A 24,647-nucleotide genomic window follows, 5' to 3' on the forward strand; every position below is an offset into this window, starting at 1 on the left:
TGGCATGCGATTCGGCGATAGACACGGGAACATCGTCGGGAAAGGGGCAGCAATGCAGTCTTCCGGGCAGGCCGCCAGACTTGACGACAAGAAGATAGCGCATGTTCGCGCGCTGCGTCGTGACGCCATACGCAGAAGGCGTATTCTGGTGCTTTCCCTCGCCGTCGTCGCCGTCGTGGTGCTGGTACTGGCGTTGGCCCTGCATTTCAGTCCGCTGTTCGCCCTGATTCCCGTGGCGCTGGACGCGGCCGTGCTGGCTCTGGGTGCCCGGGCGTCGAAGCAGGCCCGTGAATGGGAGCATATGGTGGCGAAGGCGAAGAAGGCCGCCCGCAACAGAAGCCGTCAGGAGGCCGCCTCCGTACAGCAGACCCCCGCCATGCGCGCCGCGCGACGTCTGCGGCATGTGGACGCGGATGAGGCCCGGGCGGATGATGCGCGGACGGGGGAGGATTCCGCCACGTACGCCATGTCAGAGCAGGAGATCCGCAGGACCATCGAACAGGCCAAGGCGGAGAAGCAGGCCGCGCTTGAGGCGCGCGAGGTGCAGCGCGCCGCGGTGGAGGCGGCCAACCGGAAGGCCCGCGAGGAGGTGGCCGCCCGCAAGCGTGCCGAGGCCGAGGAGCGACGTCGGCGTGAGGAGGCCGAGCGTCGTCGTGCCGAAGCCCGGGCCGCCGAGGCGAAGAAGGCCGAGCAGGAGCGTCGCGCACGGGCCGAGGCCCGAAGCCGTCAGGAGGGCGAATCGACGGCGGCGAAGACGACGGACGGGCGCCGACAGGCAACCCCGCGGCAGTCCGTGCAGGCCAATGTGCAGGCCACCGTGCAAGCCACTATGCAAGCCACTGTGCAGACGGTCTCCACCAAGACCCCGCAGCCCCGTCCCTCGGAAGCCAAGGCCCCGACCAAGCCGGTGCATGAGCCGAAGCCCGCGGAACCGGACGACTACACCGCCGAGCTGGCCAAGGTCTCGCCTTCGCACCCTCTGGACGCCTTCGAACTCGCCTCCAACCAGGACCTCATCTCCTTCTCTCTGGGCTCGCCGCGTCAGGGCAACGAGGTGGCGGCGTCCGAACCGCAGAGCCGCGAGATCAAGTCGACCAAACAGGTGGCGCACGCCGAACCGGTCAAGGCCGGGAACGGCTCCGCCGCCGAGAAGCCCATCGCGACGTCGGCGGGCAAAGCCGCTGACGGCAAGGCGTCCGACGCCAAGACCCCGGTCGAGAAGCCGTCGGTCGAAAAGCCGGCGAGGGCACGCCAGAAGGCCGCTTTCGCCAAGCCGGGGGACATATGGCAGTCGTCGCTGGCCCGCTCCGTCTCGCGTAGGAAGCCCCGTACGCAGCGCCAGGACCCTCGTGGCGATGCCGCCACTTCCGAAGAGACGGCACACACCACCACTGCCGCTTCCCGGGACAACGCCGTGGAGAAGCTCATTGACGCCAAGAGGGTCGAGCGTCATGCCGCCCAGCACAACGAGCGCCAGGCGGCGCGCAGCAAGGAGGAGGTCGCAGCCCCCAAGGCGAGCGGCGACTCCCTCGGCACCGACGTCGACGCCGTCCTCGCCCGTCGCCGCGGCTGAACGGCCCGCGCCGCCGTCTTCGCTATCGGCAAACCCGATTAGCACTCAAGTTGGCAGAGTGCTAATTTCGCGCTACCATAACGAATAGCGCAAAGGGACGTTCACCCGAGTGATCGTCAGCCTCTCGGCGGCGTTCTGGCGTGGGAATTGTACCGAATTTGCTCTTACGAAAGAGGAGGCCCACAGTGTCGATTGCAATCACACCGTTGGAAGACAAGATTGTCATCAAGCAGGCCGCTGCTGAAACCCAGACCGCTTCCGGTCTGTACATCCCGGACAACGCCAAGGAGAAGCCGCAGCAGGGCGAGGTCCTGGCCGTCGGCCCGGGCCGCCGCGACGACAAGGGCGAGCGCATCCCCGTCGACGTCAAGGTTGGCGACAAGGTCCTGTACTCCAAGTACGGCGGCACCGAGGTCAACTACGGCGGCGAGGACTACCTGATCGTCTCCGCCCGCGACGTTCTCGGCATCCTGAACTGATTGCCTCGAATCCTTATGCATGACTCCCGCCCGGTCGGCGGGAGTCTTTTTGTTTGCCGGTGTTCGTCGGCGTTCCCCGTGAAGCCGGAGGGACCCGTGCCCGTTGCCGTGTTCAACGGCGGTTTGCTAGGCTGGATGCAAATCCGACAGACGCAATGCCAGACACAATACCGATGATCGGAGAATGCCCATGGATGCATCGCAGACGACGGCATATCAGTCCAGCGAGACGCCGCGGGACATCATCGAAACACTGGACGCCGCGCTGTCATGCTCCCGCGAGGCGATCGAACTCACCGTCACCACGCTGTGCGCCGGAGGGAACCTGCTGTTGGAGGATGTTCCCGGCGTCGGCAAGACGACCCTCGCCCGCGCGCTCGGACGATGCGTGGACGGCGACGTGCGCCGAATCCAGTTCACGCCCGATATGATGCCGTCCGACCTGACCGGCGTCAGCATCTTCGACCAGCGCACTCAGCGGTTCGAATTCCACTCCGGGCCGCTGTTCGCCAACATCATCATCGCCGATGAGATCAACCGCGCCAATCCCAGGACTCAGTCGGCCATGCTGGAGGCCATGGCCGAGCATCAGGTCAGCGTGGACGGCGTCACCCATGCGCTGCCGGAACCGTATCTGGTGCTTGCCACTCAGAACCCCATCGAGCTGGAGGGCACATATCCGCTGCCCGAGGCGCAGCTGGACCGGTTCATGGCCTGTACTTCGCTCGGATATCCCTCACGTGAGGCCGAACGTTCCATGCTGCTCGCCGATCATGCGGGCGATCCGCTGTCCGACATCCGTCCGGTCTGCTCGCCCCGGGACGTCTCCGCCATGCGGGAACGGGCACGTGGCGTGTATGCGGGCGACGACGTGGCCGACTACATCGTGGCGATCGTCCGCGCCACGCGGGGGCATGAGCGCATACGCTTCGGCGCCTCGCCGAGGGCCGGCCTGAATCTTCTCGCCATGGCGCGGGCCCGCGCCCTCATCCGTCGCCGTGACTATGTGACCCCCGACGACGTCAAATCATTGGTCGCGCCCGTGCTGGCCCATCGTCTCGTCATGAAGTCGTCGTTCGGCGCCGGAACGTCGGTGGCGTCCACGGCGGCGCGTGAGACCCTCGACGCCATCGTGGACCGGATTCCGGCGCCGCGTGCCGACCATGCGTAGCCGGCGCCGTCTCCACGGCCGGGGACTGCTCCGGCCGACGTTCCGCGCCCTCGTCGTGGTCCTGGTCGTCGCCGCGGCCACGATTCTGGGGTTGGCGTTGGACGCCGCCTCGCTGATGGCGATGGCCATCGCCGGTGCGGCTACGCTGATGGTCTCCCTGCCGTTGGCCGTCATCCAACGACGTCTGGTACGGAACGTGGCCACGGGCATGGGTGTCGACGGCATGCTCCGTGAATATCGTCGCCGACGCCGTAACAGTCGGATGGCCCTGCTGATGCCTTGCGACGTCGATGTCGTCGGACAATGGACGCAACTCGACCAGTACGAGCATACGGTGCGCCGATTCGCGGGGGAGCGGCCGTGCGAACGAGGACTGTACCGTCTGGACTCCGTGGCCGCACGGTGGGTCGATGTGTTCGGATTATGGGCGAACCGTACCGTGACGCCCAACGGCGCGGAGGTCCGAAACCTTGCAGACCCCGATCTGGCGGACGACGCCGTTGCGGCCACATCCGCGGTAATGGGCCGTCTTGCGCATGCGGACGTGGCCGGCGTACGCGAATACGAGTCCGGCGATCCCTGGCGCATGATCGCATGGCGGCAGACCGCGCACCGCGGCGAACTTATGACACGCGACGGCGGCCGTGACCGGGCGGCCGACGCGCTCATCATCATCGATACGTGGGATGTTGATACATCGGACGTCTCCCACAGTGCCGGCGACGCCGACGTCATGTTCGACGCGTGTCTCGCCACGGCCATGAAGCAGTGCGACGCCATATGGGCCTCCGGGGGCCGTGTTACGGTGACGGACGGCGTCCACCACCATGCCGACACCGATTCCATAGCGCGGTTCCTTGCCGCGGCGCGGCCGGAAACGCACACGGACGGCGGACGGGACGGCGTTGGGGACCCCACCGGCCCGGCTGGCCGGGCGGAGGCGGTCTCCCGGCGGCTGGCGTCGCTCGGACCTCACACCGTGGCGATGCTGGTCACCGCCGCAGCGTCGTCCACACCGATTGTGGACGACGGGGAAAAATCTGGGGATATCCCATCGTCCGCATCATTCAAAACGGCGTTGCGAGGCACGCTGCCGCAGAACCGGCTCGTCGTCATACGGCCGGACGCCGATGGGGCGGCGACAACGAAACGACAGGCAACGGCGGAACACCGGACGGAGGGGGAATCCGAGAAACCCGACGCCGCAGTGTCGATTCCAGCTGTGTCGATTCCAGCCATGTCGATTCCTGCCGTGCTGATTCGCGCCCTGACGGTTCCGGCCGCACTCGCCATCGCCATATGGCAGGCCACGGCCCTGTTCTCCATCGGCTGGTGGACGTGGTTCGCCCTCGCGTCGTTCGTCGCCATCGGCGTGGAATCATCGATCCCAGGCAGGAGGCCCGGAACCCGCGCCCTGCGGTGCGCCGTCGTCAGCGCGATGCTGACGGTCGCGGCCGTGGTGACGGTCATGGCGCGTGTACGGCGCATGATGGGCGAGACGTCCCCGGGCGCCGGCACCGGCGATGCCGCATGGCTCGGCTCCGTGCGGTCGGCCATCGTCGACGGTGCCACGGAGATTTACGAACAGTATGTGCCGGTCACGGTCAGCGGCAACGCCGACGTGCTCCTGCTGGTCGTCGTCGCCATCGTCGCGGTGGTGCTGCGTTGCCTGCTTGCCATACGGTCGTTCCGTCCGGTGTGCGCGCTGCTGCCGATGATTCTCATGGCCGTAGACTATGCGTGGCTCGGCCAGGAGACGCCCCTGCCGTGGATCGTGGCCTGCGCCGGCCTCGTCGTCATCCTGCTCTGGGCCGGGCATGACCGGCGCTTCGCGGCGCCGGTGCCGATCATCGCATCCGTCGTCGTCATGGCGCTCACCGCGGCCCTCACCCCGCCCGCCGTCATCGCCGCGCAGCGCGTCGACATCCCGCTCGGGGAATCCGGCGGCCTGTTCTCCAACAGCACCATCAACCCGATGGTAGACCTCAAAAGGGGCGTCAACCGGGTCGGCGGCGTCACCGCATTCACCTATACGGGCGGGCGTCGGCTCTACTTCCGCCTCGCCACGCTCGACGACTTCAACGGCGACACCTGGTCGTTCTCCCGCAGGCTCAGCGACGGCGGCGATTTCTACGGCGGCGCCTCGGGCGCTGATTCCGACGGGCGGCGGCAGGGCGAGATACAACTGGGATACTCCACGTTCTTCAACAACCGCACGCCCATCGACCGCTATCTCGACATCCTCGGCACGGACGCCGATGCCGACATCCCCGTCAGGGACGTGAACACCACCGTGACCATCAACGATTTGCGCTCGCGCTTCCTGCCCGTCCCCGCAGGCACCGTCACCGCATCCGGCATGGGAGGCGGATGGCGTCAGGGCGGCGACACCGCCATCTACTCCACATCTTCCAGTACGGATACGGGCATGGGGTATACGGTCGAAGGCCGGTATCTCGCGCCCATCGCATCCGTCGGGGATTTTCGCCGCATCACCGCGCTGACCGATCTGGAGCGCAAGGCCGTCGAGGCCCGGCAACGCCAGCTGATCCATATCGGCATCGTCGGAGGCGAAACCGTGACGGATGGGGACGGCGACGTCGTCGGACAGGTCACCCAGGCCGGGATACGGCTGTCCGACGCGTTCATCCGTGCTCATGACCTCGATGCGCGAACATCCCGCGTGCTTGTTGCGACGCCGCTGTCCGACGATTCGTCGTCGAACGGTCCGGCATCCGACGACGCGATGAATGGCGGCACGGGGCCGTCCGTTCAGCGGTATGTCATCGACAAGAACCCGCCGTCGTGGATGATGCGGCAGGCGCGCGCCTATGGCACCGGCGAATATGCGAACTCGCTGCCGGACGACGAATTCGTGATGATAACCCTGTCGGGCTACTCCGGCGGCGCATCATACGAGGACCCCTACGATTGGGGTGTAAAGGCTCCGCGGGGCTATGACGAGCTGCCGTCCCATCTGCCCGACCAAATCAAGGCCGTCGTCGGCAACGCCGCCAGGCAGGGCATCTCCACGCGCGGCCGCAGCGCCGACGAGCAGATCGCCGCCATGCGCTATCTGGTGGACTATTTCACCACCAGCGGATTCTCATACTCCCTCGACGCCCCGGACGGCTCCGGACGCAACAACCTGGGCGTCATCGGCGACTTCCTCGACCGCAGGACCGGCTACTGCGCGCATTACGCGTCGGCGTTGGCCGTGCTCGGTCGCGCCATGGGCGTCAAGACCCGCATGGTGCTCGGCTACGCGCCCGGCTCCGGCGACGTCTCCGGAGGGGCGATCGGCGTCTCCAGCAGCCAGCTGCACAGTTGGGTCGAAGCCTACATCGACGGCATCGGATGGGTTCCGTTCGACGTGACGCCCGCCGCCGACGAATCCCCGTCGTCCGATACGACCCCGTCCGCCGCCACGTCGGCCACGTCGCCGTCCGAATCATCCTCCACCGACGCGTCGTCGTCCGGTTCGTCGTCCATGGATGACAAGGACACGGATGCCAAGGACACGGGCTCTGGGGGCGAGGCGTCCGCGTCGCCGTCCGCATCCGATGGGGCTGCCGGCAACGCCACGGACGATGTCGTCGACGCCGCGGCATCGCAGGACACCAAGGGAAGTCCGGTCACATCATATGGCCTACGGGTGCTGGCGTTGCTGGCATGGTCATCGGCGGTGTACGCCGTTGGCTCCGCCGGCATGTGGACGAGACGGATCCGCCGTCGGCGGCGCTATGCGCGTATCCGCGCCGGCGCCGGCGATGCACCCCGTCTGGCTTGGCGCGAACTGACCGATTCCGCCTGGGATCACGGCATCCGGTGGACGCGGGGCGCCACCGACCACGAGATGGCGGATGCGATCGTCGCCGCCCTCGGCGACCATGCCGACGCCGACATGAGACGCATCATCACGGACCATGCCGACGCCGCCGTGCAATCGGCGTTCGCACGACCGGGAACACGCGGCGCGACGACCGGCGAGCGCTTCCGGACCGACGGAACGGAGGCGTCCATCGCCGGCCTCGAACACGTCCGACAAGCGTTGCACGACATGTGCCGCGCCCGGCATGGGGGAGTGGGAGGCATGGCCCGTCGCATCGCATCGGCTTTGATTCCCCCCTCCCTTCTGAGGCATGGGGCATAATGGTCGTAGGCAATAACGGCCGAAGCGCCGATTCGAAGGAGAAACCATGGTCATCGGCATCGTCATCGCAGTAATCGTCGTCGGGGTGGCCGTCTGGGCCGTCACGGCATACAACGGTCTGGTCGCATTGCGCAACAGGGTGGACAACGGCTGGGCGCAGATCGATGTGCAGCTCAAGCAGCGCGCCGACCTCATTCCCAACATCGTGGAGACGGTCAAGGGCTATGCGTCCCACGAGTCACGGACGCTGCAGGCCGTCACCGATGCGCGCGCCCGCGCCGCAGCGGCCTCCACCACCGCCGAGCGCGCGGCCGCCGAAACCCAGGTGGGACAGGCCCTCATGAACCTTCTGGCCACCGCCGAGGCATACCCGCAGCTGCAGGCCAACCAGAACTTCCTCGACCTCCAATCGCAGCTCAAGGCCCTGGAGGACAAGATCGCCTACGCCCGGCAGTTCTACAACGATGTCGTGCTCAAATACAACACGAAGATCCAGACGGTGCCAAGCAACATCATCGCCGGCATGTTCCACTTCACCGAACGCGGGTTCTTCAAGGTCGAGGAGCCAGACAGGGCCGTGCCGCAGGTCCGGTTCTGACCGCATACGCCGGACATGAGGCGGCACGGGATCGCGGATCGCAGACAAGAGGAAAGAGGACGTGATGAACGATCGGATACGTTCCATGAAGGGGATATGCGCCGGCCACGTCATACGCGCCGCCGTCGCCGTACTGCTGGCCGTGGCGGGGTTGCTGACGTTCGCCGGCTGCGGCGTGCGCGGCTCCGACGAGCCGATGACGCTGGACGCGCTCAACTATGACGTGAAGGTCCAGTCCAACGGTGATCTGCGCATCAGCGAAACATGGGACGTGAACCTCGAATCCCGTGAAAACGACGACGGCAGCGCGCGGCCGTGGCATCAGCTGTACCGCACGTTCCAATCCAAGCCGAAGGCGTACGACGGCATCAGGGACGTCACGGTGACCGACCTCGATTCCGGCCAGAAGTTCCGTCGGATCGATCTGCCCGACCCGCAGGGTGTGGACGACACCCAGTACGCCGCACTCGCAGGCAGCTGGTATCTCACCGATACGGGGGAGGGGCGGGAACTCGGATGGAACATCGCCCCCGTCGAGAGCGGCACGGCCAGGTTCCGCATCTCCTACACCGCGGTCAACGCGGTCACCCGGCTTGCGGACGCCGCCGAATTCAACTGGCAGTTCCTCGACCGGTCCAACGGCGTGTACGCGAAGAAGGTGACCGGCACGATCTCATGGCCCGACTCCGCATCCCGATCCACGGTGAGGGCCTGGCTGCACTACGAGGGCGCCACGTCGAACCTCGCCATCGCCGACACCGGCGCGGCGACCTTCACGATAGACGAACTGCCGTCACAGACGCCGGTGGAGGTGCACGCCCTCTTCCCGAAGGCGCTGGCGGCCCAGGCCAAACGGCAGGCCGACCGCACGTCGGACGACGTGAAGGCGAGCGAGCGGCGGATGGCCGAGGAATGGCAGGCGAAGCAGGAGGCCCGCCACCGCAGGACGATCATGCTGTGCGTGGCGAGCGCGGTGCTGCTCGTCGTCATGCTGGTCTGGAACATCTGGTCGATCCGCCATTCGCGCCGGCTCAACCGTCCGCACGACGACATGCCGTATTGGCGGGACGATCCCGGTGTGTCCCCGGCCGTGGCGGCGAAGATCGACGAGCTTGCCGGCTCCGGACGGCGGGTGCATCGCAACGGGCTTTCGGCCACCATGCTGTCGCTGGCCCACAAGCGCCGAATCGATCTGAGCGTGCAGCCGGTGTCGCGAAAGGGAAAGCCGGACGTGCAGGTGACCGTTCGCGACGATGCCGCCGCGGCCTCGGGACGACAGCCCCTGGCCCCGACGGAGGAGGCTCTGCTCGACATACTGCGGCGGGCCGGCACGGAGCTTGGCGGTTCCTTCACGATGACGGAACTGCGCGGTATGGTCAAGCGGGACGCCGACGAGTTCGACCGGCTGTTCCGGAACTACGACAATCAGCTCGCCATGGAATTCGGCGGAACGCTCACCTACACCACCCACCGGTATTCGACGGTGCCGATGCTGGTGAATGTCATCGTCGGCATACTGTCCATGCTCGGATTCGTCATGCTCGACTGGCCATGGCTCGGCGTTCCGGTGACGGTGGCCTCCGCCATCCTCGCCGCCATCACCCCGATGATGGCGGAATCGGAGCTGCTCACCCCGGAGGGCCTTGCAGTGGCCGAACGCGTGGAGGGGCTGAAACGCTACATGCTCGACTTCTCGGACTTCTCCAAACGAGGGGTGCCCGATCTGTCGATGTGGGACTTCTACATGGTGTATGCGACGGCGTTCGGCATCAGCGAGACGGTGTGCAAACAGCTGCGCGACCTCTACCCGCAGCTGGCCGACGGCACGTACATGCAGGACACCTGGGATTCCAGTCCGGTCATGTACGCGGTGTTCTACGGGTCCATGGCCGGTGGTTCGGCCGATTCGTCATACCCGGCGACTGATTCGATGGATCTGGGAACGATGCTCTCCGACAATCTCGCCGACGTGCACAGTGCGCTGGCATCGGCGATGAGCGACTCGTCCGACTCCGGATCGGGGTTCGGCGGAGGCGGCTTCGGAGGATCCTCCGACGGAGGCGGCGGCGGAGGCATGGGCGGCCGGTGACTACCTCCCGCGCCGGTTGCGCTTCCTGATCTCGCGACGGGCGACGCGTTCGCGGGCCGCCTGCTGCACCTCGCGCTGCATGGTGAGCTTCTTTTCGAGCTTCGCCTCCGCCCGCTCCTCAGCGGCCTGTTGCGCGGCCGCCACGTTCTGCGGGTTCACCAGCTGCGATTCCACCGCAACGATCACCAGCGTCACGATCCAGCCGATGCGGAACACCCACATCACCGGCGCGCCCGCCACCAGCAGATACAGCATCACGGCGACCACGGCCGTGACCACCAGCATGCCGACCAGCGTGATGATGATCACCTTGCCCACGGTCAGACGGATCTCCTCGTCCGCGCCGATGACGAACAGCATCACCACCACGCCGACCAGCCACGGCAGAACATACGCATACATCGACACCACCGGGTCGGTAGCCAGCGCCGCAGTCACGCGGCCGGCCACCACCGCCACGGCGAACATCGCCGTCATGGTCCACAGGGTCTTCTTATAGGCGGGAAGCATGGAATATCCTCCTTGATACGGTCTCCGACAAAACAAAACTATTGAAGATTCTATCTATGACAGGTTGGAACGGCGCGGAATTCCAGCGTTTGCCCCATTTTGCAACGGATGCGGCGGCGCGCCGATTATGGCACGCTTGACCCATGACATCAGAACTCACGCATCAGGGAATCTCCTTCGACGACCAGCCGCTCGGATTCAACACGCTCTCCATCCACCTCGGCAACGGCGTCGACGCCGAAACCGGCGCCATCCGCCGGCCCATCACGCTCGCCAACGCCTACGCCCTGCCCTACGACCCCTCCGACATCAACTGGTCCAGCTCCGACGTGAACCTCTACACACGCAACGGGCATCCGAACCAGCGGTATCTCGAAGCCAAGCTCGCCAAACTCGAAGACACAGAGGACGCCGTCGTGCTCGCATCCGGCGTCGCCGCCCTCTCCGCCACCTTCACCACCGTGCTGAACCGCGGCGACCACGCCGTATTCTCCGACACCACCTATATCGCCGCATACCGTCTGCTCAACCAGATCCTGCCCGAGAAGTACGGCATCGAGACGTCGATCGTCGACACCTCCGACCCGGACAACATCGCCGCCGCCATCCGGCCGAACACCAGGCTCGTGCACATCGAGACGCCGGCCAATCCCACCCTCAAGGTCACCGACATCGAGGCCGCCGCACGCATCGCCCACGACGCCGGCGCGCTGCTGTCCGTAGACAACACCTTCAACTCGCCGTTCAATGTGCGTCCCGCCGACCTCGGCGCCGACATCGTCATCGAAAGCCTGACGAAATACATCAACGGCCACGGCGACGCGCTCGGCGGCGCCATCGCCACACGCAAGGAGATCACCGACCAGATCCGGTTCACCTACCAGGTCAACTACGGCGGCATCATCTCCCCGTTCAACGCATGGCTCATCAACCGCGGCTCCGTCACCCTGCCGTTGCGCATGAGGCAGCACAACGCCTCCGCGCTCGCCATCGCCGAACATCTCGAAACACTGCCGCAGGTGCGGTTCGTGGCGTATCCGGGGCTGGAATCGCATCCGCACCACGACGTGGCCGTCCGCCAGCTCGCCCGCCCCGACGCCGGATTCGGCGGCGTGCTTGCCTTCGGCCTCGACACCGACCACGACGGACACAACCGGTTCGTCAGCAAACTCAACGTCATCACATCGGCCGTCTCGCTCGGCCACGACGAAAGCCTCATCGTGTTCCTCGGCGAGGACGATGAACGCCAATACCTCTACCCGGAGGAATTCCACCGTGGATTCTTCCGACTCGCCGTCGGCCTCGAAGACGTCGACGACCTCATCCGCGACATCGACCACGCGCTCGCGGAGGCGGGGATCTGACGACACGCCGTATGTTCACGCGGAATTCCATGCGCAGGCCACGGTCCCTGGGGCCGTGGCCTGCGTCGTAGTCATTCGGTCGATTGTGATATATCCCACGAAAAACACTACATCTAGTATTTGATTGCCATTGTCGTGCCATATATAGTGATGTCTCGGAAATTTTACCAGCAACGTGATTGACGGAACCATCGGCACGGAGGGGACAATGGCAATACGGCACGATGCGGATGCATCCCGGGAGCACAGTGCGGAGGCATCCCGGGAGCACAGTGCGGATACATCCCGGGGACGCAGTGCGGATGCATCCCGATATCACTGCGCGGATGCATCCCGGCCCGACCCGGCACGCGGCGTCATCGGCTCGCTCGTCTACTTCTCCTCCGTCTCCGAAAACACAGCCAGATTCGTCGACTCCTGCAATCTGGACGAACTCGGCATCACGGTCCATCGGATTCCTCTGAGACCCACGGACCCGCCGCTCGACGTCCGTGAGCCATACGTGCTCATGACACCCACCTACGGCGGCGGCAGCATCGCCAAAGCCGTGCCCATACAGGTCAAACGGTTCCTCAACGACCCGGCCAACCGCGCATTCATCCGAGGCGTCATCGCCTCCGGCAACACCAACTTCGGTGAGGCATACGGCGTCGCCGGAGACGTGATCGCCGCAAAATGCCACGTGCCGTTCCTCTACCGATACGAACTCATGGGCACCCCGGAAGACCGCGAACGCGTACGCGACGGCCTCGTCGCGTTCTTCACCCGGACCGGCGACCCGACGAGACACCAAACAACAGCATCCACAACAACGACATCCACAACTCCCACCACGGAAAGCGAGTGAAGCATGACAGACCTCACCTCAACCGCCCTGCGACTGGACAACACCTCCACCACCCTGCTGTCATACGATCCGGCGCACGACTGGCACGCACTCAACGCCATGCTCAACCTCCCCGACGCCGACGGGCGCATCCGATTCGACAAAGACCACGACGCCGTACGCGAATACCTCGAACGCCACGTCAAACCCAACACCATGACCTTCGACACCACCGCCGAGCGGCTCCGCTACCTCATCGACCACCAGTACTACAACGGCGACGTCTTCGCGCAATACGCCCCCGAATTCCTCGACCGCATCTACGCCCACGCCGCCGCCAGCGGATTCGAATTCAACACCTTCCTCGGCGCATTCAAATTCGCCTCATCATACGCGCTCAAAACCTTCGACGGCAAACAATACCTCGAAGACTTCCCCCAGCGCGCCGTCGCCGTCGCCCTCGAACTCGCCGACGGCGACGAGGAACGCGCCCTCGAATACGCCGACGCCATCATCTCCGGACGATTCCAGCCCGCCACCCCCACCTTCCTCAACCTCGGCAAGGCGCAGCGCGGCGAAGCCGTCAGCTGCTTCCTGCTGCGCGTCGAAGACAACATGGAATCCATCTCCCGCGCCATCAACGCCGCCCTCCAACTCTCCAAACGAGGCGGCGGCGTCGCACTGAACCTCACCAACCTGCGCGAACTCGGCGCCCCCATCAAACACATCGAAAACCAGTCATCCGGCGTCGTCCCCGTCATGAAACTGCTCGAAGACAGCTTCTCCTACGCCAACCAGCTCGGCGCCCGCCAAGGCGCCGGCGCCGTCTACCTCTCCGCCCACCACCCCGACATCATGCGGTTCCTCGACACCAAACGCGAAAACGCCGACGAAAAAATCCGCATCAAATCACTCTCCCTCGGCGTCGTCGTGCCCGACATCACCTTCCAGCTCGCCAAAGCCAAACAACCCATGGCCCTGTTCAGCCCCTACGACGTCGAACGCGTCTACGGCAAACCCTTCGCCGACATCTCCATCACCAAGCACTACCACGAGATGGTCTCCGACGACCGCATCCGCAAAACCACCATCGACGCGCGCGAATTCTTCAAAACCATCGCCGAAATCCAATTCGAATCCGGCTACCCCTACCTCATGTTCGAAGACACCGTAAACCGCGCCAACCCCATCGACGGACGCATCTCCATGAGCAACCTCTGCTCCGAAATCCTCCAGGTCCAGGAGCCCAGCACCTACAACGAAGACCTCACCTACCGTCACATCGGCCGCGACGTCTCCTGCAACCTCGGCTCCCTCAACATCGCCAAAGCCATGGACGGCGCCGACGGCACCGGCCTCGCCCAAACCGTCGAAACCGCCATCCGCGCACTCACCGCCGTCGCCGACCACACCACCATCGACTCCGTCCCCTCCATCCGCCGCGCCAACAACGAAGGCCACGCCATCGGACTCGGCCAAATGAACCTCCACGGCTTCCTCGCCCGCGAACACATCCACTACGGCTCCGACGAAGCCCTCGACTTCACCGACATCTACTTCATGACCGTCGCCTACCACGCCTACCGGGCCTCCCACGCCCTCGCCGTCGAACGCGCCCGCGCCTTCACCGGCTTCGACCGATCCTCCTACGCCAAACCCCTCGGCGCCGGCAACCACTTCGACCAATACACCGACGGCAGCCGGTCCCTCCAGCCCCGCACCGCCCGCGTACGCGAACTCTTCGCCACCCGCGGCATCCCCATCCCCACCCGCGCCGACTGGACCGAACTCGCCCAGGCCATCCTCCGCGACGGCCTCTACAACCAGAACCTCCAAGCCGTCCCTCCCACCGGCTCCATCTCCTACATCAACAACTCCACCTCATCCATCCACCCCATCGCCTCCCGCATCGAAATCCGCAAAGAAGGCAAAACCGGCCGCGTCTACTACCCCGCCGCCTACATGACCAACGAAAACCGCGAATACTACCGCGACGCCTACGAAATCGGCTGGAAAGCCATCATCGACACCTACGCCGCCGCCACCCCCCACATCGACCAAGGACTCTCCCTCACCCTCTTCTTCCCCGACACCGCCACCACCCGCGACATCAACAAAGCCCAGATCTACGCATGGAGCAAAGGCATCAAAACCCTCTACTACATCCGCATCCGCCAGCAGGCACTTGAAGGGACTGAGGTTGATGGGGCCTGCACCTACGCCTGCGTGGTGTGAACGCCGAATGATGGAGCGTCGTCGGCGTTGCGGAAGACTCGACGTACTGTTGAACGCCTTCGTCTTCCGCGCCTTGACGACGCACGCATCATTCGGCGTTCACTCGGCGGGTGGTGTGTTGCGCACGGCCGGGGATTCGACGTACCTTTGTACGCCTTCATCCCCTGCCGCACACATGCCGCACGCATCATTCGGCGTTCACTCGGCGGAGGCTTGTCTCCAATTGGCTCCCCCTTCCGGGGGGAGCTGTCCGCCAACGGCGGACTGAGGGGGCAAACCGGCGAACACCCACAATTCACCTCCCTTACCTCCAAAACCCCGCGATTCGGCGCCGAGAACGCGAGTCGCGAGGCCACCGTACGCAAACACGAAAAACACCAACCCCAAAGGAGCACTCGATGTCACGATTCGTATACCGCATGATCCTGCGTCTCACGGCGCCGGAGGAATTCTCCGCGTCCGCCACCACCGAAGAGGAGGCCTGACATGGCGCCGATCTCCATCCCCCGCAAGCCGCTCAAGCTCATCGACCGCGTCAGCGCCATCAACTGGAACCGTCTCGAAGACGACAAGGACCTTGAGGTATGGAACCGCCTCACCGGCAACTTCTGGCTGCCCGAACGCATCCCCGTATCCAACGACATCCCCGTCTGGCAATCCATGAGCGAGGAGGAGCACACGCTCACTATGCGCGTGTTCACCGGTCTCACCCTCCTCGACACCATCCAGGGCACCGTGGGCGCCGTCTCCCTCATCCCCGACTCGCTCACCCCGCACGAGGAGGCCGTGTACACCAACATCGCGTTCATGGAATCCGTGCACGCCAAAAGCTATTCGAGCATCTTCTCCACCCTGTGCTCCACCAAGGAGATCGACGCCGCATTCGCCTGGAGCGAGGAGAACGAGTTCCTCCAGAAAAAGGCCGAAATCGTCCTCGACTACTATGAAGGCGACAATCCGCTCAAACGCAAGGTCGCCTCCACGCTGCTCGAATCCTTCCTCTTCTACTCCGGCTTCTACCTGCCCATGTACTTCTCCGCCCACGCCAAGCTCACCAACACCGCCGACGTCATCCGGCTCATCATCCGCGACGAGGCCGTGCATGGCTACTACATCGGCTACAAGTACCAGAAGGGGCTCGCCGCCGTGTCGCAGGAGGAGCGCGAGCACATGCGCCACTACACGCACACCCTGCTTGAGGAGCTGTACGAGAACGAGGCCGCCTACACCGACAGTCTCTACTCCGGCGTCGGGCTCGCCGACGATGTGCGCCGGTTCCTCAAATACAACGCCAACAAGGCGCTGATGAACCTCGGATACCCGGCCATGTTCCCCGCCGACCAGGTGAACGTGAACCCGGCCATCCTCGCGGCGCTCTCGCCCAACGCCGACGAGAACCACGACTTCTTCTCCGGCTCCGGTTCGTCGTACGTGATGGGCAAGGCCGAGGAGACCGACGACGACGACTGGGACTTCTAGAAGTCCGATGGACTTCGCCCGTGCGCCGGGGTATCAGGACGTTGGGGCGTCGGGGATCAGGACGTTGGGGCGTCGAGGGCGCCGGATGCGTCGTACCCTGTCGTGCCCGGCGCGCCGGTGTGCCATCCTCGGCCGCGGTCGCAGAGGGGGGGCGGCTCCCCGCACTACCGTCGTAATGGGGAACAGGCTACCGTTGGTTACGCAGGGTCGTATGCATGGTCGTCTAGGAAGGGGAACGACATGACCGATTTCGATGCCGAGTCCAGGCGTCTGCTTGAGTCGCTCGACGCCGTCGACTACATCGACGAGCGCGGGCACATCCATTACACGACCGCGTTCGCGCAGCACGCCGTGGATGAGTATTACCGTGGCAAAGGTCCCAAACGCATATTCGTCGAGGCCGGTTTTCCCGTGGAAATCATAGGGTACAAGCGGATCGAACGGGCCTTGCAGCGCTGGCGGAGACTTCGCGACACGCCGAGTTGCGCGGACTGAAATTCTATGGTTATATAGCCGAGTTGCCGATTTCGGAAGGGTTCTTCCGGGAATGGTAATGGCGGGTTTCCCAAGTGGTCAAAGGGAGCTGACTGTAAATCAGCCGCTTCGTGCTTCATAGGTTCGAATCCTATACCCGCCACGCCTCGATAGCTCAGTGGTAGAGCACTTCCTTGGTAAGGAAGAGGTCGCGAGTCCGATTCTCGCTCGAGGCTCTCATGGCGGGGTAGCTCAGCTGGTTAGAGCGTACGACTCATAATCGTAAGGTCAAGAGTTCGAGTCTCTTCCTCGCTACAAAAGCATCGGAGAAAGTAGCTTCCGATGATGGAAACCAATACAGAGGTGAATAATGGCAAAAAGCGCCGATATCCGTCCAGGCATCACGCTGGCCTGCACCGAGTGCAAGGAGCGTAACTACATCACGACGAAGAACCGTCGTAACACTCCTGACCGTCTTGAGCTGAAGAAGTTCTGCCCGCGCTGCGGCAAGCAGACCGTCCACCGCGAGACCCGCTGAGACGTTTACAGACTTTCGAACCCGACCGATGAGGTCGGGTTTTTTGTTTTCCCGGGTCCCACACCCCCACGAACCCGATAACTTGGTCATTCCGTTCATAAGGCTCCGGTTTCTAGGGTCCTTATGACAGGTTCGGCCAAGTTTCGTTTTTCCGGGACCGTTCGTCTGCCGACTGCTGTTGGTATGGTGGGCGCTATGACTACTAGCCCGACATTTGCGGACCTGACCACCATCGGAGTGGGAGGTCCCATAGCCCGTTTCTTCGAACCCGATTCCCGCGTGGGCGTCATCGAGGCCGTGGAGGAGGCCGACGAACGCGGCATCCCGTTGTGTGTGATCGGCGGCGGCTCCAACATGCTGGTCTCCGACGACCCGTTCCCCGGATACGTGGTGCGTGACGCACGCCGTTCGATCAGCGTGCCTGACGAGGTGGCGCCCGTGGAGAACGGCGAACGGATCGTGCACATCCATGCCGAGGCCGGCACGAACTGGGACGATCTGGTCGAGTACTGCGTGCGTATGGGGCTCGAAGGCATCGAAGGGCTGTCCGGCATCCCCGGCACGGTCGGCGCGTCCGTCGTGCAGAACATCGGCGCATACGGTCAGGAGGTCGGGACGGTCGTAGAATCCGTGGAGGTCTGGGACCGCAGGACCAAGAAGACGATGGACCTGACGCCGTCGGACCTGCGGTTCGGCTACCGCACCTCCGCACTGAAGGCCAGCATGTATGCGGCGCCGGCCACCCCAGCCGCCGACTTCTTCCCCACGCCGCGCTATGTGGTGCTGTCGGTCACGTTCGCACTGCGTCACAGCGCCACCGGCGTGGTCGGCTTCGGACAGCTGGCGAAGGCGCTGGGCGTCGAGGTGGGCGAGCGCATGGAGACCGCCGCCATCCGTGACGCCGTGCTCGCCGTGCGCGCCGGCAAGGGCATGCTGGAGGATCCGAACCGGTATTACGGCCCGTGGATGGGCGGCACGAAGCGCGACGACTCCGTCGAGGCGGCCATGAAGGGTCTGTGGGACGTCCAGGGGTCGCTCGACGCCGATTATGATCGTCACAGCTGCGGCAGCTTCTTCATGAACCCGGTGCTTCCCCCGCAGGCCGCCGAAGGGCTTCCGGCCGACGCCCCGCGCTTCGATGCGTTGCTGCCCGACGGCACGCCCGGCGTGAAGACCTCGGCCGCATGGCTTATCGACCATGCCGGATTCCACAAGGGGTTCAAGGTCTCCGAGGACGCCGCAGCCTCGCTGTCCACGTTGCACACGTTGGCGTTGACGAACCGGGGGAGTGCTTCCGCGGCCGACGTGGCCGCCCTGGCGAAGGCCGTGCAGGATGGTGTGGAGTCCGCGTACGGCATCCGTCTGGTGCCCGAGCCCGTCGCCATCGGCATCGACCTGCGATAGCCGAAGCCGAAGCCGGAGCCGGAGTCTGTGCTGGCGGACGGGCGGCATCCGATGCGCCACCAAGGCCCTCTGGGCGGAACGCGTCCCACCATGCGGACGGATTCGTGGCGAAGCGGGGAAAACCCCGGTTGTTTCTTGGTGAATTCATAATTCCCGTCTAATCTCTTCAAGGAACATTTTCGGCAGGCCCACGCGGCCTACTCCGAGAGAAGGATCAATGAACCTTTTACGCACCAAGACGGTCGAGCAGACCATCGCCGAAACCGATGAGGCCGACCGCAAGCTCAAGCGCAACCTCAAATGGTGGGATCTCGCCATCATGGGCGTGGCGGTCGCCGTGGGCGCCGGCATCTTCTCCGTGGGCGCACAGGCCGCGGCGTACCATGCCGGCCCGGCCGTGATTCTCAGCTTCATCATCGCCGGCATCGTCTGCGGCGCCGCCGTGATGTGCTACGCGGAATTCGCCTCGATGATTCCGGTGGCCGGCTCCGCCTACACGTTCACCTACACCACGGTCGGCGAGATCGTGGCGTGGATCATCGGATGGGACCTCATCCTTGAGATGCTCATGGCCGGTTCGGTGATCTCCAAATACTGGGGCGTGTATCTCAACGACTTCTTCCGCCTTATGGGGTGGAACCTCAATACGAACATCCAGATCGGATCGTTCGCCCTCGACGTGGCGCCGATCATCATCGTCGCGTTCTTCACCACGCTGCTGGTGTTCGGCACCAGGCTCGGCGCCCGCGTGGACGGCGCGATGACCGTGCTGAAGATCGCCATCGTGTTCTTCGTCGTCATCGTCGGCTTCTTCTACGTCAAGGCCTCGAACTTCACACCGTTCATCCCGCCGAGCCAGCCGGCCGACACCGTGCAGACCGCCTCGTCCGAGGTCACGGGCATCTGGGCGCAGCCGCTGTGGCAGTGGGCCACCGGCATGACGCCGTCCATCTACGGCGTCCCCGGCATCCTTTCCGGTGCCGCCCTCGTGTTCTTCGCGTTCATCGGCTTCGACGTGGTGGCCACCGCCGCCGAGGAGACCGACAACCCGAAGAGGTCCGTGCCGCTGGGCATCGGCATCGGCATGCTGCTCATCATCATCATGTACGTCGCCGTCGCCGTCGTCACCACAGGCATGGTCTCCTACCGGGATCTCGCCAAGGCCGACAGTCCGTCTCTCGCCACCGCGTTCGAGCTCGTCGGCGCGAACTGGGCCGCGAAGATCATCAGCTTCGGCATCGTGCTGGGCCTTGCCACCGTCGTCATGGTGCTGTTGCTAGGCCTCACCCGTATCGTGTTCGCCATGAGCCGCGATGGCCTGCTGCCGCGCGGATTGTCGAAGACCGGCGTCCACGGCACCCCGGCCATGCTCCAGATCGTCTGCGGCGTCGTCGTCGCCCTCGTCGCCGCGTTCTTCGACATCGGCGTGCTGTCCGACATGGTGAACATCGGCACGTTGTCGGCGTTCACTCTGGTGGCGATCTCCATCCCGATCATGCGCCGCAAGCGCCCCGACCTCAACCGCTCCTTCACCATGCCGGGCAATCCGTGGGTGCCGATCCTCATCGGTCTGGCGAACCTGTGGCTCATGCTCAACCTCACCGTGCTCACCTGGGCGCGTTTCGTCGTGTGGCTGGTCGTCGGTTTCATCATCTACTTCGTATACGGATACCGTCATTCCCGTCTGGGCCTGAACCAGCTCAAGGGCGACATCGCGCAGTGACGTCCGACTGACGCGCCGCTGGCCATCAAGCCGGGTATACCGAAGGCCTCCCGTCGATTCGACGCGGAGGCCTTCGCTGTTGTGGGGACGGCGTAGACTTGGCAATCAGTGTGTCAAGACGCCGCGGGGACGAGCGGCCGGATATGTGATAGGAGGAATGGAACATGCCATACGTTGTTGCCCAGCCTTGCGTGGATGTTAAGGACAAGGCCTGCGTGGACGAGTGCCCGGTGGATTGCATCTACGAGGGCCCCCGTACGCTGTACATCAACCCCAACGAGTGCGTCGACTGCGGCGCCTGCGAGCCCGTGTGCCCCACCGAGGCCATCTTCTACGAGGACGACCTGCCGGACGAGTGGGCCTGGTACAAGGACGCCGCCGTCCGTTTCTTCGCCGAGGTCGGCGACCAGGGCGGTGCCTCCGGATTCGGTGCGGTCGACCATGACGAGGCCCAGGTGGCGGCCCTGCCCCCGCAGAACCAGGACTGACGCGGGCCGTGGGATTCTCTCCTTTCAGCACCCCGTACGACTGGTCGAGGCTGGCGGCGGCCAAGAAGGCGGCGGCCTCCCATCCGGACGGCATGATCGACCTGTCCATCGGCTCCCCGGTCGATTCCGTCCCGTCGTCCGTCGTCGCGGCGCTCACTGAAGCCGCGAACGCGTCGAACGCGTATGGGTATCCGGTCACGCGCGGCACCAACGCGCTGCGTGAGTCGATCGTCCGCTGGTTCCATGACCTGCGTGGTGTGGATCTCGACGCCATCGGCGCGGACATCTGCCCGACCGTCGGTTCCAAGGAGGGCGTCTCGCTGATGGCCTCCCTGCTTGGCGTGGGCGCGGGCGACGTCGTCGTCCAGCCGCGGATCTCCTACCCGACGTATGAGATCGGCACCCAGCTCGCCGGGGCCGAGACGCTGAAGACCGACGTCGCCGACGTCGATTCGTGGGTGCACGTGCCCGGAGTGAAGATGGTGTGGGTGAATTCGCCGTCGAATCCGACGGGAGAGGTGCTGTCGGGCCCGCGTCTGCGCCGCATCGTCGAAGCGGCGCGTTCGATTGGCGCCGTGATCGTGTCCGACGAATGCTATGCGTTGATGGACTGGTCGTCGGATCCGCGGTCGATGAGCGCCACGGCCTGCGTTCTCGACGCCGACGTCTGCGGCGGCGACGCGAAGGATGTGCTGTGCCTGTATTCGCTGAGCAAGCAGTCGAACATGGCGGGGTATCGTACGGCGCTGGTCGCCGGCGACAAACGCATCGTCACGCCCATGATCGAGACGCGCAAACAGATCGGCCAGATCATCCCCGGACCCAGCCAGGCGGCCATGAAGGCAGGTCTTGACGACGTCGGTGCGGTGCTTGAGCAGCGAGAACGATATCGCGGCCGACTCAAGGTGCTGGTCGAGGGACTGCGTGCGGCCGGATACGCCGCGCACATGCCCCAGGGCGGCCTGTATGTGTGGGTGCGCGCATTAAGTGGCGATTGCTGGACTGACATCGACCGTCTTGCCCGGCTTGGCATCGTCGTCAGTCCCGGCGAATTCTATGGCGACAGGATGTGTCTCCGGGTGTCGTCGACGGCCCCCGGCGCCGCCGTCAACGCCGCCGCCGAACGTCTCGCCCACATCGCCCGGCCTGCATCGGCCTGAGCGAGGGGATTCACGTGGAATTAATCAACTCGGTTCCCCTCCCTGAGGGGAGCCGGCCGTTGGAGGCGGACTGAGGGGAGAGACACCCCGAACTTCCCAACCCAAAATCAAGAAGCGGACACGCATCAGGAAGGGCCAGGATGCGTGTCCGCGAGAATTGCTCGTAAGGCAAGTATCAATCAGAGGTTGGCGATGATGGCCTTGGCCATCTCGTCGTATTCGGCGTCGGTCAGATGGACGCGGTCGGGGTTCATGGCGAAGGTGCCGCCCCACTCGAACTCGTCGTCACGGTATTTCGGCACGAGGTGGAAATGCAGATGATGGCCGGTGTCGCCGTAGGCGCCGTAATTCACCTTGTCGGGGTGGAATGTGGCGTGCACGGCTTTGGCCACGCGGTCCACGTCGTCGAAGAACGCGTCGCGGTCCTCCTTGCTCAGTTCCACGATTTCGGAGACATGGTGCTTCGAGGCCACGATCACGCGGCCTTTGTGGCTCTGCTCCTTGAACAGGACGACCTTGCTCGCCGGGAGTTCATAGATCTTGATGCCGAAGGCGTCGAGCGCGGCACCTTCGTCGCAGTATGCACAAGCTTCGTTGCTCATCAGGGATTCCTTTCGATAGAGGCGTCTCCACGATAGGTATCCGCGGGACCGTCGCGGATAAATGTTGCCAATGGTTGCCAATCTCTGTGAGCGTTCAGCGTGTCCGTGCAAACTCTGGCAACAAAAAAACGTGATTCAGTTCACGTTTCATACAGTCAAGGTATCGAACGGTTGCATGGACGCAGCCGGAGAAGAAACACGGATCGTGAAATCGAGAACATGAAGCGTCCTGGCGCAAGCCATGTCTTCATGCGTCCCGACGGGCGTTCCGAGGAAGGAAACGACCATGGCATTCATGGATGACGACTACCTGCTGACGACGGATCTGGCCAAGGAGCTGTTCCACAACTACGCGGAGGGCATGCCGATCGTCGACTACCACTGCCACCTGCATCCCGAGGAGATCTACAAGGACCCGAACTTCAAGGACATCGTCGAGGCGTGGCTCACCGACGGCAACAACTACGGCGACCACTACAAGTGGCGTCTCGAACGCGCCAACGGCGTGCCGGAGGAGCTCATCACCGGCAAGGGCGACCCGTGGGACAAGTTCTACGCCTACGCACAGACCATGGAGAAGGCCATCGGCTCCCCTGTCTACATGTGGACGCACCAGGAGCTGCGCCGCTACTTCGGCATCACCGACGAGCTGAACACCAAGACCGCCAAGGACATCTACGAGAAGACCAACGAGATGCTGGCCACGCCGGAGTTCTCCCGCCGCTCCCTGCTGCGCCGCATGAACCTCGACACCATCTGCACCACCGACGATCCGGTCGACTCCCTCGAATACCACATCGCCTTCGAGAAGGAGGGCGGCGACACCTTCAAGATGATCCCCGCCATGCGCCCCGACAAGGCCCTGAACCCCGACAAGGCCGGCTTCGGCGAATGGGTCGACCAGCTTGAGCAGGTCACCGGCGACAAGATCGCCTCCTTCGACGACATGATGGCCGCCATCAACAAGCGCGTCGACTTCTTCCACGAGCACGGCTCCCGCCTGTCCGACCACGCCGCCGACCTCATGGTGTACGCCACGTCCACCGCCGCCGAACGCGACGCGATCCTCGCCAAGGCCCGCGCCGGCGAGCCGCTGACCTTCGAAGAGGTCACCAAGTACCGCACGCAGCTGTTCCTCGACCTCATGAAGATCTACCACGCCCACGGCTGGACCATGCAGCTGCACATCCACGCCATGCGCAACATCAACGAGCACGAGTTCGCCATCCACGGCGCCGACACCGGCTACGACGCCCTCAACGACCGTGCCATCGCCGAGCCGCTGGCCGCCCTGCTCAACGAGGCCGCCAAGACCGACTCCGTGCCGAAGATGCTCATCTACTCGCTCAACCCGAACGACTACATGCCGATCATCACCGTGCTCGGATGCTTCCAGGGCGGCATGAAGCAGCGTCTGGCCCTCGGCAACGCATGGTGGTTCAACGACACCCGCGAAGGCATCCGCCGCCAGATCCAGACCATGGCCGAAGGCTCCCTGCTGGGCAACTTCGTCGGCATGACCACCGACTCCCGTTCGTTCCTGAGCTTCCCGCGCCACGAGTTCTTCCGCCGCATCCTGTGCGAGCAGCTGGGCGAGTGGGCCGCACGCGGCGAGATCTCCGGCAGCGTCGACACCCTGGCGCCGCTGGTGCAGGACGTCTCCTACAACAACGCCAAGGAACTGTTCGCGTAACTGCCAGTACGGGAACAGGCCGCCGGGGATGGCAGCCCGGCGGCGTTGCGATCCATAACCGAACATCGACCATAACTGAATATCGAAA

The 24,647-nt window shown here is 64.5% G+C and carries 19 protein-coding genes and 3 tRNA genes; 20 read left to right on the forward strand and 2 right to left on the reverse strand.

Annotation, left to right across the window (positions count from 1 at the left end):
- Positions 1-52: 52 nt before the first annotated feature.
- The 6 genes from DF200_RS03635 (at position 53) to DF200_RS03660 (ending at position 10,063) form a co-directional block, all read left to right on the forward strand.
- Positions 53-1,573, forward strand: a complete 1,521-nt coding sequence (locus DF200_RS03635) for a hypothetical protein (protein WP_146192003.1) — start codon at positions 53-55, stop codon at positions 1,571-1,573.
- A 185-nt stretch (positions 1,574-1,758) separates the two neighbouring features.
- Positions 1,759-2,052 (forward strand): co-chaperone GroES, encoded by a 294-nt coding sequence (groES, locus tag DF200_RS03640; protein WP_109136942.1) that lies wholly within the window; start codon positions 1,759-1,761, stop codon positions 2,050-2,052.
- A gap of 184 nt (positions 2,053-2,236) precedes the next feature.
- Complete coding sequence (locus DF200_RS03645) at positions 2,237-3,223, forward strand: AAA family ATPase (protein WP_241520109.1); 987 nt, start codon at positions 2,237-2,239, stop codon at positions 3,221-3,223.
- Positions 3,216-7,376 (forward strand): transglutaminaseTgpA domain-containing protein, encoded by a 4,161-nt coding sequence (locus DF200_RS03650; protein WP_109136943.1) that lies wholly within the window; start codon positions 3,216-3,218, stop codon positions 7,374-7,376. The genes DF200_RS03645 and DF200_RS03650 overlap by 8 nt, the downstream gene beginning before the upstream one ends.
- Positions 7,377-7,422: 46 nt before the next feature.
- Positions 7,423-7,974 (forward strand): LemA family protein, encoded by a 552-nt coding sequence (locus DF200_RS03655; protein WP_109136944.1) that lies wholly within the window; start codon positions 7,423-7,425, stop codon positions 7,972-7,974.
- Between the two features lie 64 nt (positions 7,975-8,038).
- Complete coding sequence (locus DF200_RS03660; protein WP_109136945.1) at positions 8,039-10,063, forward strand: DUF2207 domain-containing protein; 2,025 nt, start codon at positions 8,039-8,041, stop codon at positions 10,061-10,063.
- Here the strand turns inward: DF200_RS03660 and DF200_RS03665 are convergent, their stop codons facing one another.
- Entirely contained in the window at positions 10,064-10,573 is a 510-nt protein-coding gene (locus tag DF200_RS03665) for a hypothetical protein (RefSeq protein WP_109136946.1), read from the reverse strand.
- A 143-nt stretch (positions 10,574-10,716) separates the two neighbouring features.
- Here DF200_RS03665 and DF200_RS03670 point away from each other — a divergent pair, with 143 nt between their 5' ends.
- The 13 genes from DF200_RS03670 (at position 10,717) to dapC (ending at position 22,264) form a co-directional block, all read left to right on the forward strand.
- The gene (locus DF200_RS03670) at positions 10,717-11,937 is read left to right on the forward strand and encodes a trans-sulfuration enzyme family protein (RefSeq protein WP_109136947.1); all 1,221 of its coding nucleotides are present in this window, start codon (positions 10,717-10,719) and stop codon (positions 11,935-11,937) included.
- 358 nt (positions 11,938-12,295) lie between these two features.
- Entirely contained in the window at positions 12,296-12,784 is a 489-nt protein-coding gene (gene nrdI, locus DF200_RS03675; RefSeq protein WP_241520111.1) for a class Ib ribonucleoside-diphosphate reductase assembly flavoprotein NrdI, read from the forward strand.
- Positions 12,785-12,787: 3 nt separating this feature from the next.
- Positions 12,788-14,998, forward strand: coding sequence for a class 1b ribonucleoside-diphosphate reductase subunit alpha (nrdE, locus tag DF200_RS03680; RefSeq protein ID WP_109136949.1), 2,211 nt, complete (start codon positions 12,788-12,790; stop codon positions 14,996-14,998).
- 486 nt (positions 14,999-15,484) lie between these two features.
- Positions 15,485-16,477: a class 1b ribonucleoside-diphosphate reductase subunit beta gene (gene nrdF, locus DF200_RS03685; protein WP_109136950.1), complete on the forward strand. Its 993-nt coding sequence runs from the start codon at positions 15,485-15,487 to the stop codon at positions 16,475-16,477.
- A 240-nt stretch (positions 16,478-16,717) separates the two neighbouring features.
- Complete coding sequence (locus DF200_RS03690) at positions 16,718-16,972, forward strand: hypothetical protein (protein ID WP_109136951.1); 255 nt, start codon at positions 16,718-16,720, stop codon at positions 16,970-16,972.
- A gap of 60 nt (positions 16,973-17,032) precedes the next feature.
- Positions 17,033-17,114 (forward strand) — tRNA-Tyr (locus DF200_RS03695).
- A 1-nt stretch (position 17,115) separates the two neighbouring features.
- Positions 17,116-17,187, forward strand: a tRNA-Thr gene (locus DF200_RS03700).
- A gap of 5 nt (positions 17,188-17,192) precedes the next feature.
- Positions 17,193-17,266, forward strand: a tRNA-Met gene (locus DF200_RS03705).
- A gap of 55 nt (positions 17,267-17,321) precedes the next feature.
- Positions 17,322-17,489, forward strand: a complete 168-nt coding sequence (gene rpmG, locus DF200_RS03710) for a 50S ribosomal protein L33 (RefSeq protein ID WP_007053013.1) — start codon at positions 17,322-17,324, stop codon at positions 17,487-17,489.
- A gap of 195 nt (positions 17,490-17,684) precedes the next feature.
- Positions 17,685-18,893: a UDP-N-acetylmuramate dehydrogenase gene (locus DF200_RS03715; protein ID WP_109136952.1), complete on the forward strand. Its 1,209-nt coding sequence runs from the start codon at positions 17,685-17,687 to the stop codon at positions 18,891-18,893.
- A 217-nt stretch (positions 18,894-19,110) separates the two neighbouring features.
- Positions 19,111-20,616 (forward strand): amino acid permease, encoded by a 1,506-nt coding sequence (locus DF200_RS03720; protein ID WP_109136953.1) that lies wholly within the window; start codon positions 19,111-19,113, stop codon positions 20,614-20,616.
- 164 nt (positions 20,617-20,780) lie between these two features.
- The gene (fdxA, locus tag DF200_RS03725) at positions 20,781-21,104 is read left to right on the forward strand and encodes a ferredoxin (RefSeq protein ID WP_109136954.1); all 324 of its coding nucleotides are present in this window, start codon (positions 20,781-20,783) and stop codon (positions 21,102-21,104) included.
- A gap of 8 nt (positions 21,105-21,112) precedes the next feature.
- On the forward strand, positions 21,113-22,264 hold the full coding sequence (gene dapC / locus DF200_RS03730; RefSeq protein ID WP_109136955.1) for a succinyldiaminopimelate transaminase: 1,152 nt from the start codon (positions 21,113-21,115) through the stop codon (positions 22,262-22,264).
- A gap of 179 nt (positions 22,265-22,443) precedes the next feature.
- Here dapC and DF200_RS03735 read toward each other — a convergent pair whose 3' ends face one another.
- The gene (locus tag DF200_RS03735; protein WP_109136956.1) at positions 22,444-22,866 is read right to left on the reverse strand and encodes an HIT family protein; all 423 of its coding nucleotides are present in this window, start codon (positions 22,864-22,866) and stop codon (positions 22,444-22,446) included.
- A 286-nt stretch (positions 22,867-23,152) separates the two neighbouring features.
- Here DF200_RS03735 and uxaC point away from each other — a divergent pair, with 286 nt between their 5' ends.
- The gene (uxaC, locus tag DF200_RS03740) at positions 23,153-24,559 is read left to right on the forward strand and encodes a glucuronate isomerase (protein WP_109136957.1); all 1,407 of its coding nucleotides are present in this window, start codon (positions 23,153-23,155) and stop codon (positions 24,557-24,559) included.
- The last annotated feature ends 88 nt before the right edge of the window (positions 24,560-24,647 follow it).

Source organism: Bifidobacterium catulorum (assembly GCF_003129925.1).
In the GTDB taxonomy this organism is placed as follows: Bacteria; Actinomycetota; Actinomycetes; order Actinomycetales; family Bifidobacteriaceae; genus Galliscardovia; species Galliscardovia catulorum.

What these genes read in the sequence shown, in the direction of transcription:
- uxaC (WP_109136957.1), top strand. Translation starts at nt 23,153, where the DNA reads ATGGCATTCATGGATGACGACTACCTGCTGACGACGGATCTGGCCAAG.
- rpmG (WP_007053013.1), top strand. Translation starts at nt 17,322, where the DNA reads ATGGCAAAAAGCGCCGATATCCGTCCAGGCATCACGCTGGCCTGCACC.
- DF200_RS03635 (WP_146192003.1), top strand. Translation starts at nt 53, where the DNA reads ATGCAGTCTTCCGGGCAGGCCGCCAGACTTGACGACAAGAAGATAGCG.
- DF200_RS03660 (WP_109136945.1), top strand. Translation starts at nt 8,039, where the DNA reads ATGAACGATCGGATACGTTCCATGAAGGGGATATGCGCCGGCCACGTC.
- nrdF (WP_109136950.1), top strand. Translation starts at nt 15,485, where the DNA reads ATGGCGCCGATCTCCATCCCCCGCAAGCCGCTCAAGCTCATCGACCGC.
- nrdE (WP_109136949.1), top strand. Translation starts at nt 12,788, where the DNA reads ATGACAGACCTCACCTCAACCGCCCTGCGACTGGACAACACCTCCACC.
- DF200_RS03735 (WP_109136956.1), bottom strand. Translation starts at nt 22,866, where the DNA reads ATGAGCAACGAAGCTTGTGCATACTGCGACGAAGGTGCCGCGCTCGAC.
- DF200_RS03645 (WP_241520109.1), top strand. Translation starts at nt 2,237, where the DNA reads ATGCCCATGGATGCATCGCAGACGACGGCATATCAGTCCAGCGAGACG.
- DF200_RS03665 (WP_109136946.1), bottom strand. Translation starts at nt 10,573, where the DNA reads ATGCTTCCCGCCTATAAGAAGACCCTGTGGACCATGACGGCGATGTTC.
- DF200_RS03715 (WP_109136952.1), top strand. Translation starts at nt 17,685, where the DNA reads ATGACTACTAGCCCGACATTTGCGGACCTGACCACCATCGGAGTGGGA.
- DF200_RS03655 (WP_109136944.1), top strand. Translation starts at nt 7,423, where the DNA reads ATGGTCATCGGCATCGTCATCGCAGTAATCGTCGTCGGGGTGGCCGTC.
- DF200_RS03690 (WP_109136951.1), top strand. Translation starts at nt 16,718, where the DNA reads ATGACCGATTTCGATGCCGAGTCCAGGCGTCTGCTTGAGTCGCTCGAC.
- DF200_RS03670 (WP_109136947.1), top strand. Translation starts at nt 10,717, where the DNA reads ATGACATCAGAACTCACGCATCAGGGAATCTCCTTCGACGACCAGCCG.
- DF200_RS03720 (WP_109136953.1), top strand. Translation starts at nt 19,111, where the DNA reads ATGAACCTTTTACGCACCAAGACGGTCGAGCAGACCATCGCCGAAACC.
- DF200_RS03650 (WP_109136943.1), top strand. Translation starts at nt 3,216, where the DNA reads ATGCGTAGCCGGCGCCGTCTCCACGGCCGGGGACTGCTCCGGCCGACG.
- fdxA (WP_109136954.1), top strand. Translation starts at nt 20,781, where the DNA reads ATGCCATACGTTGTTGCCCAGCCTTGCGTGGATGTTAAGGACAAGGCC.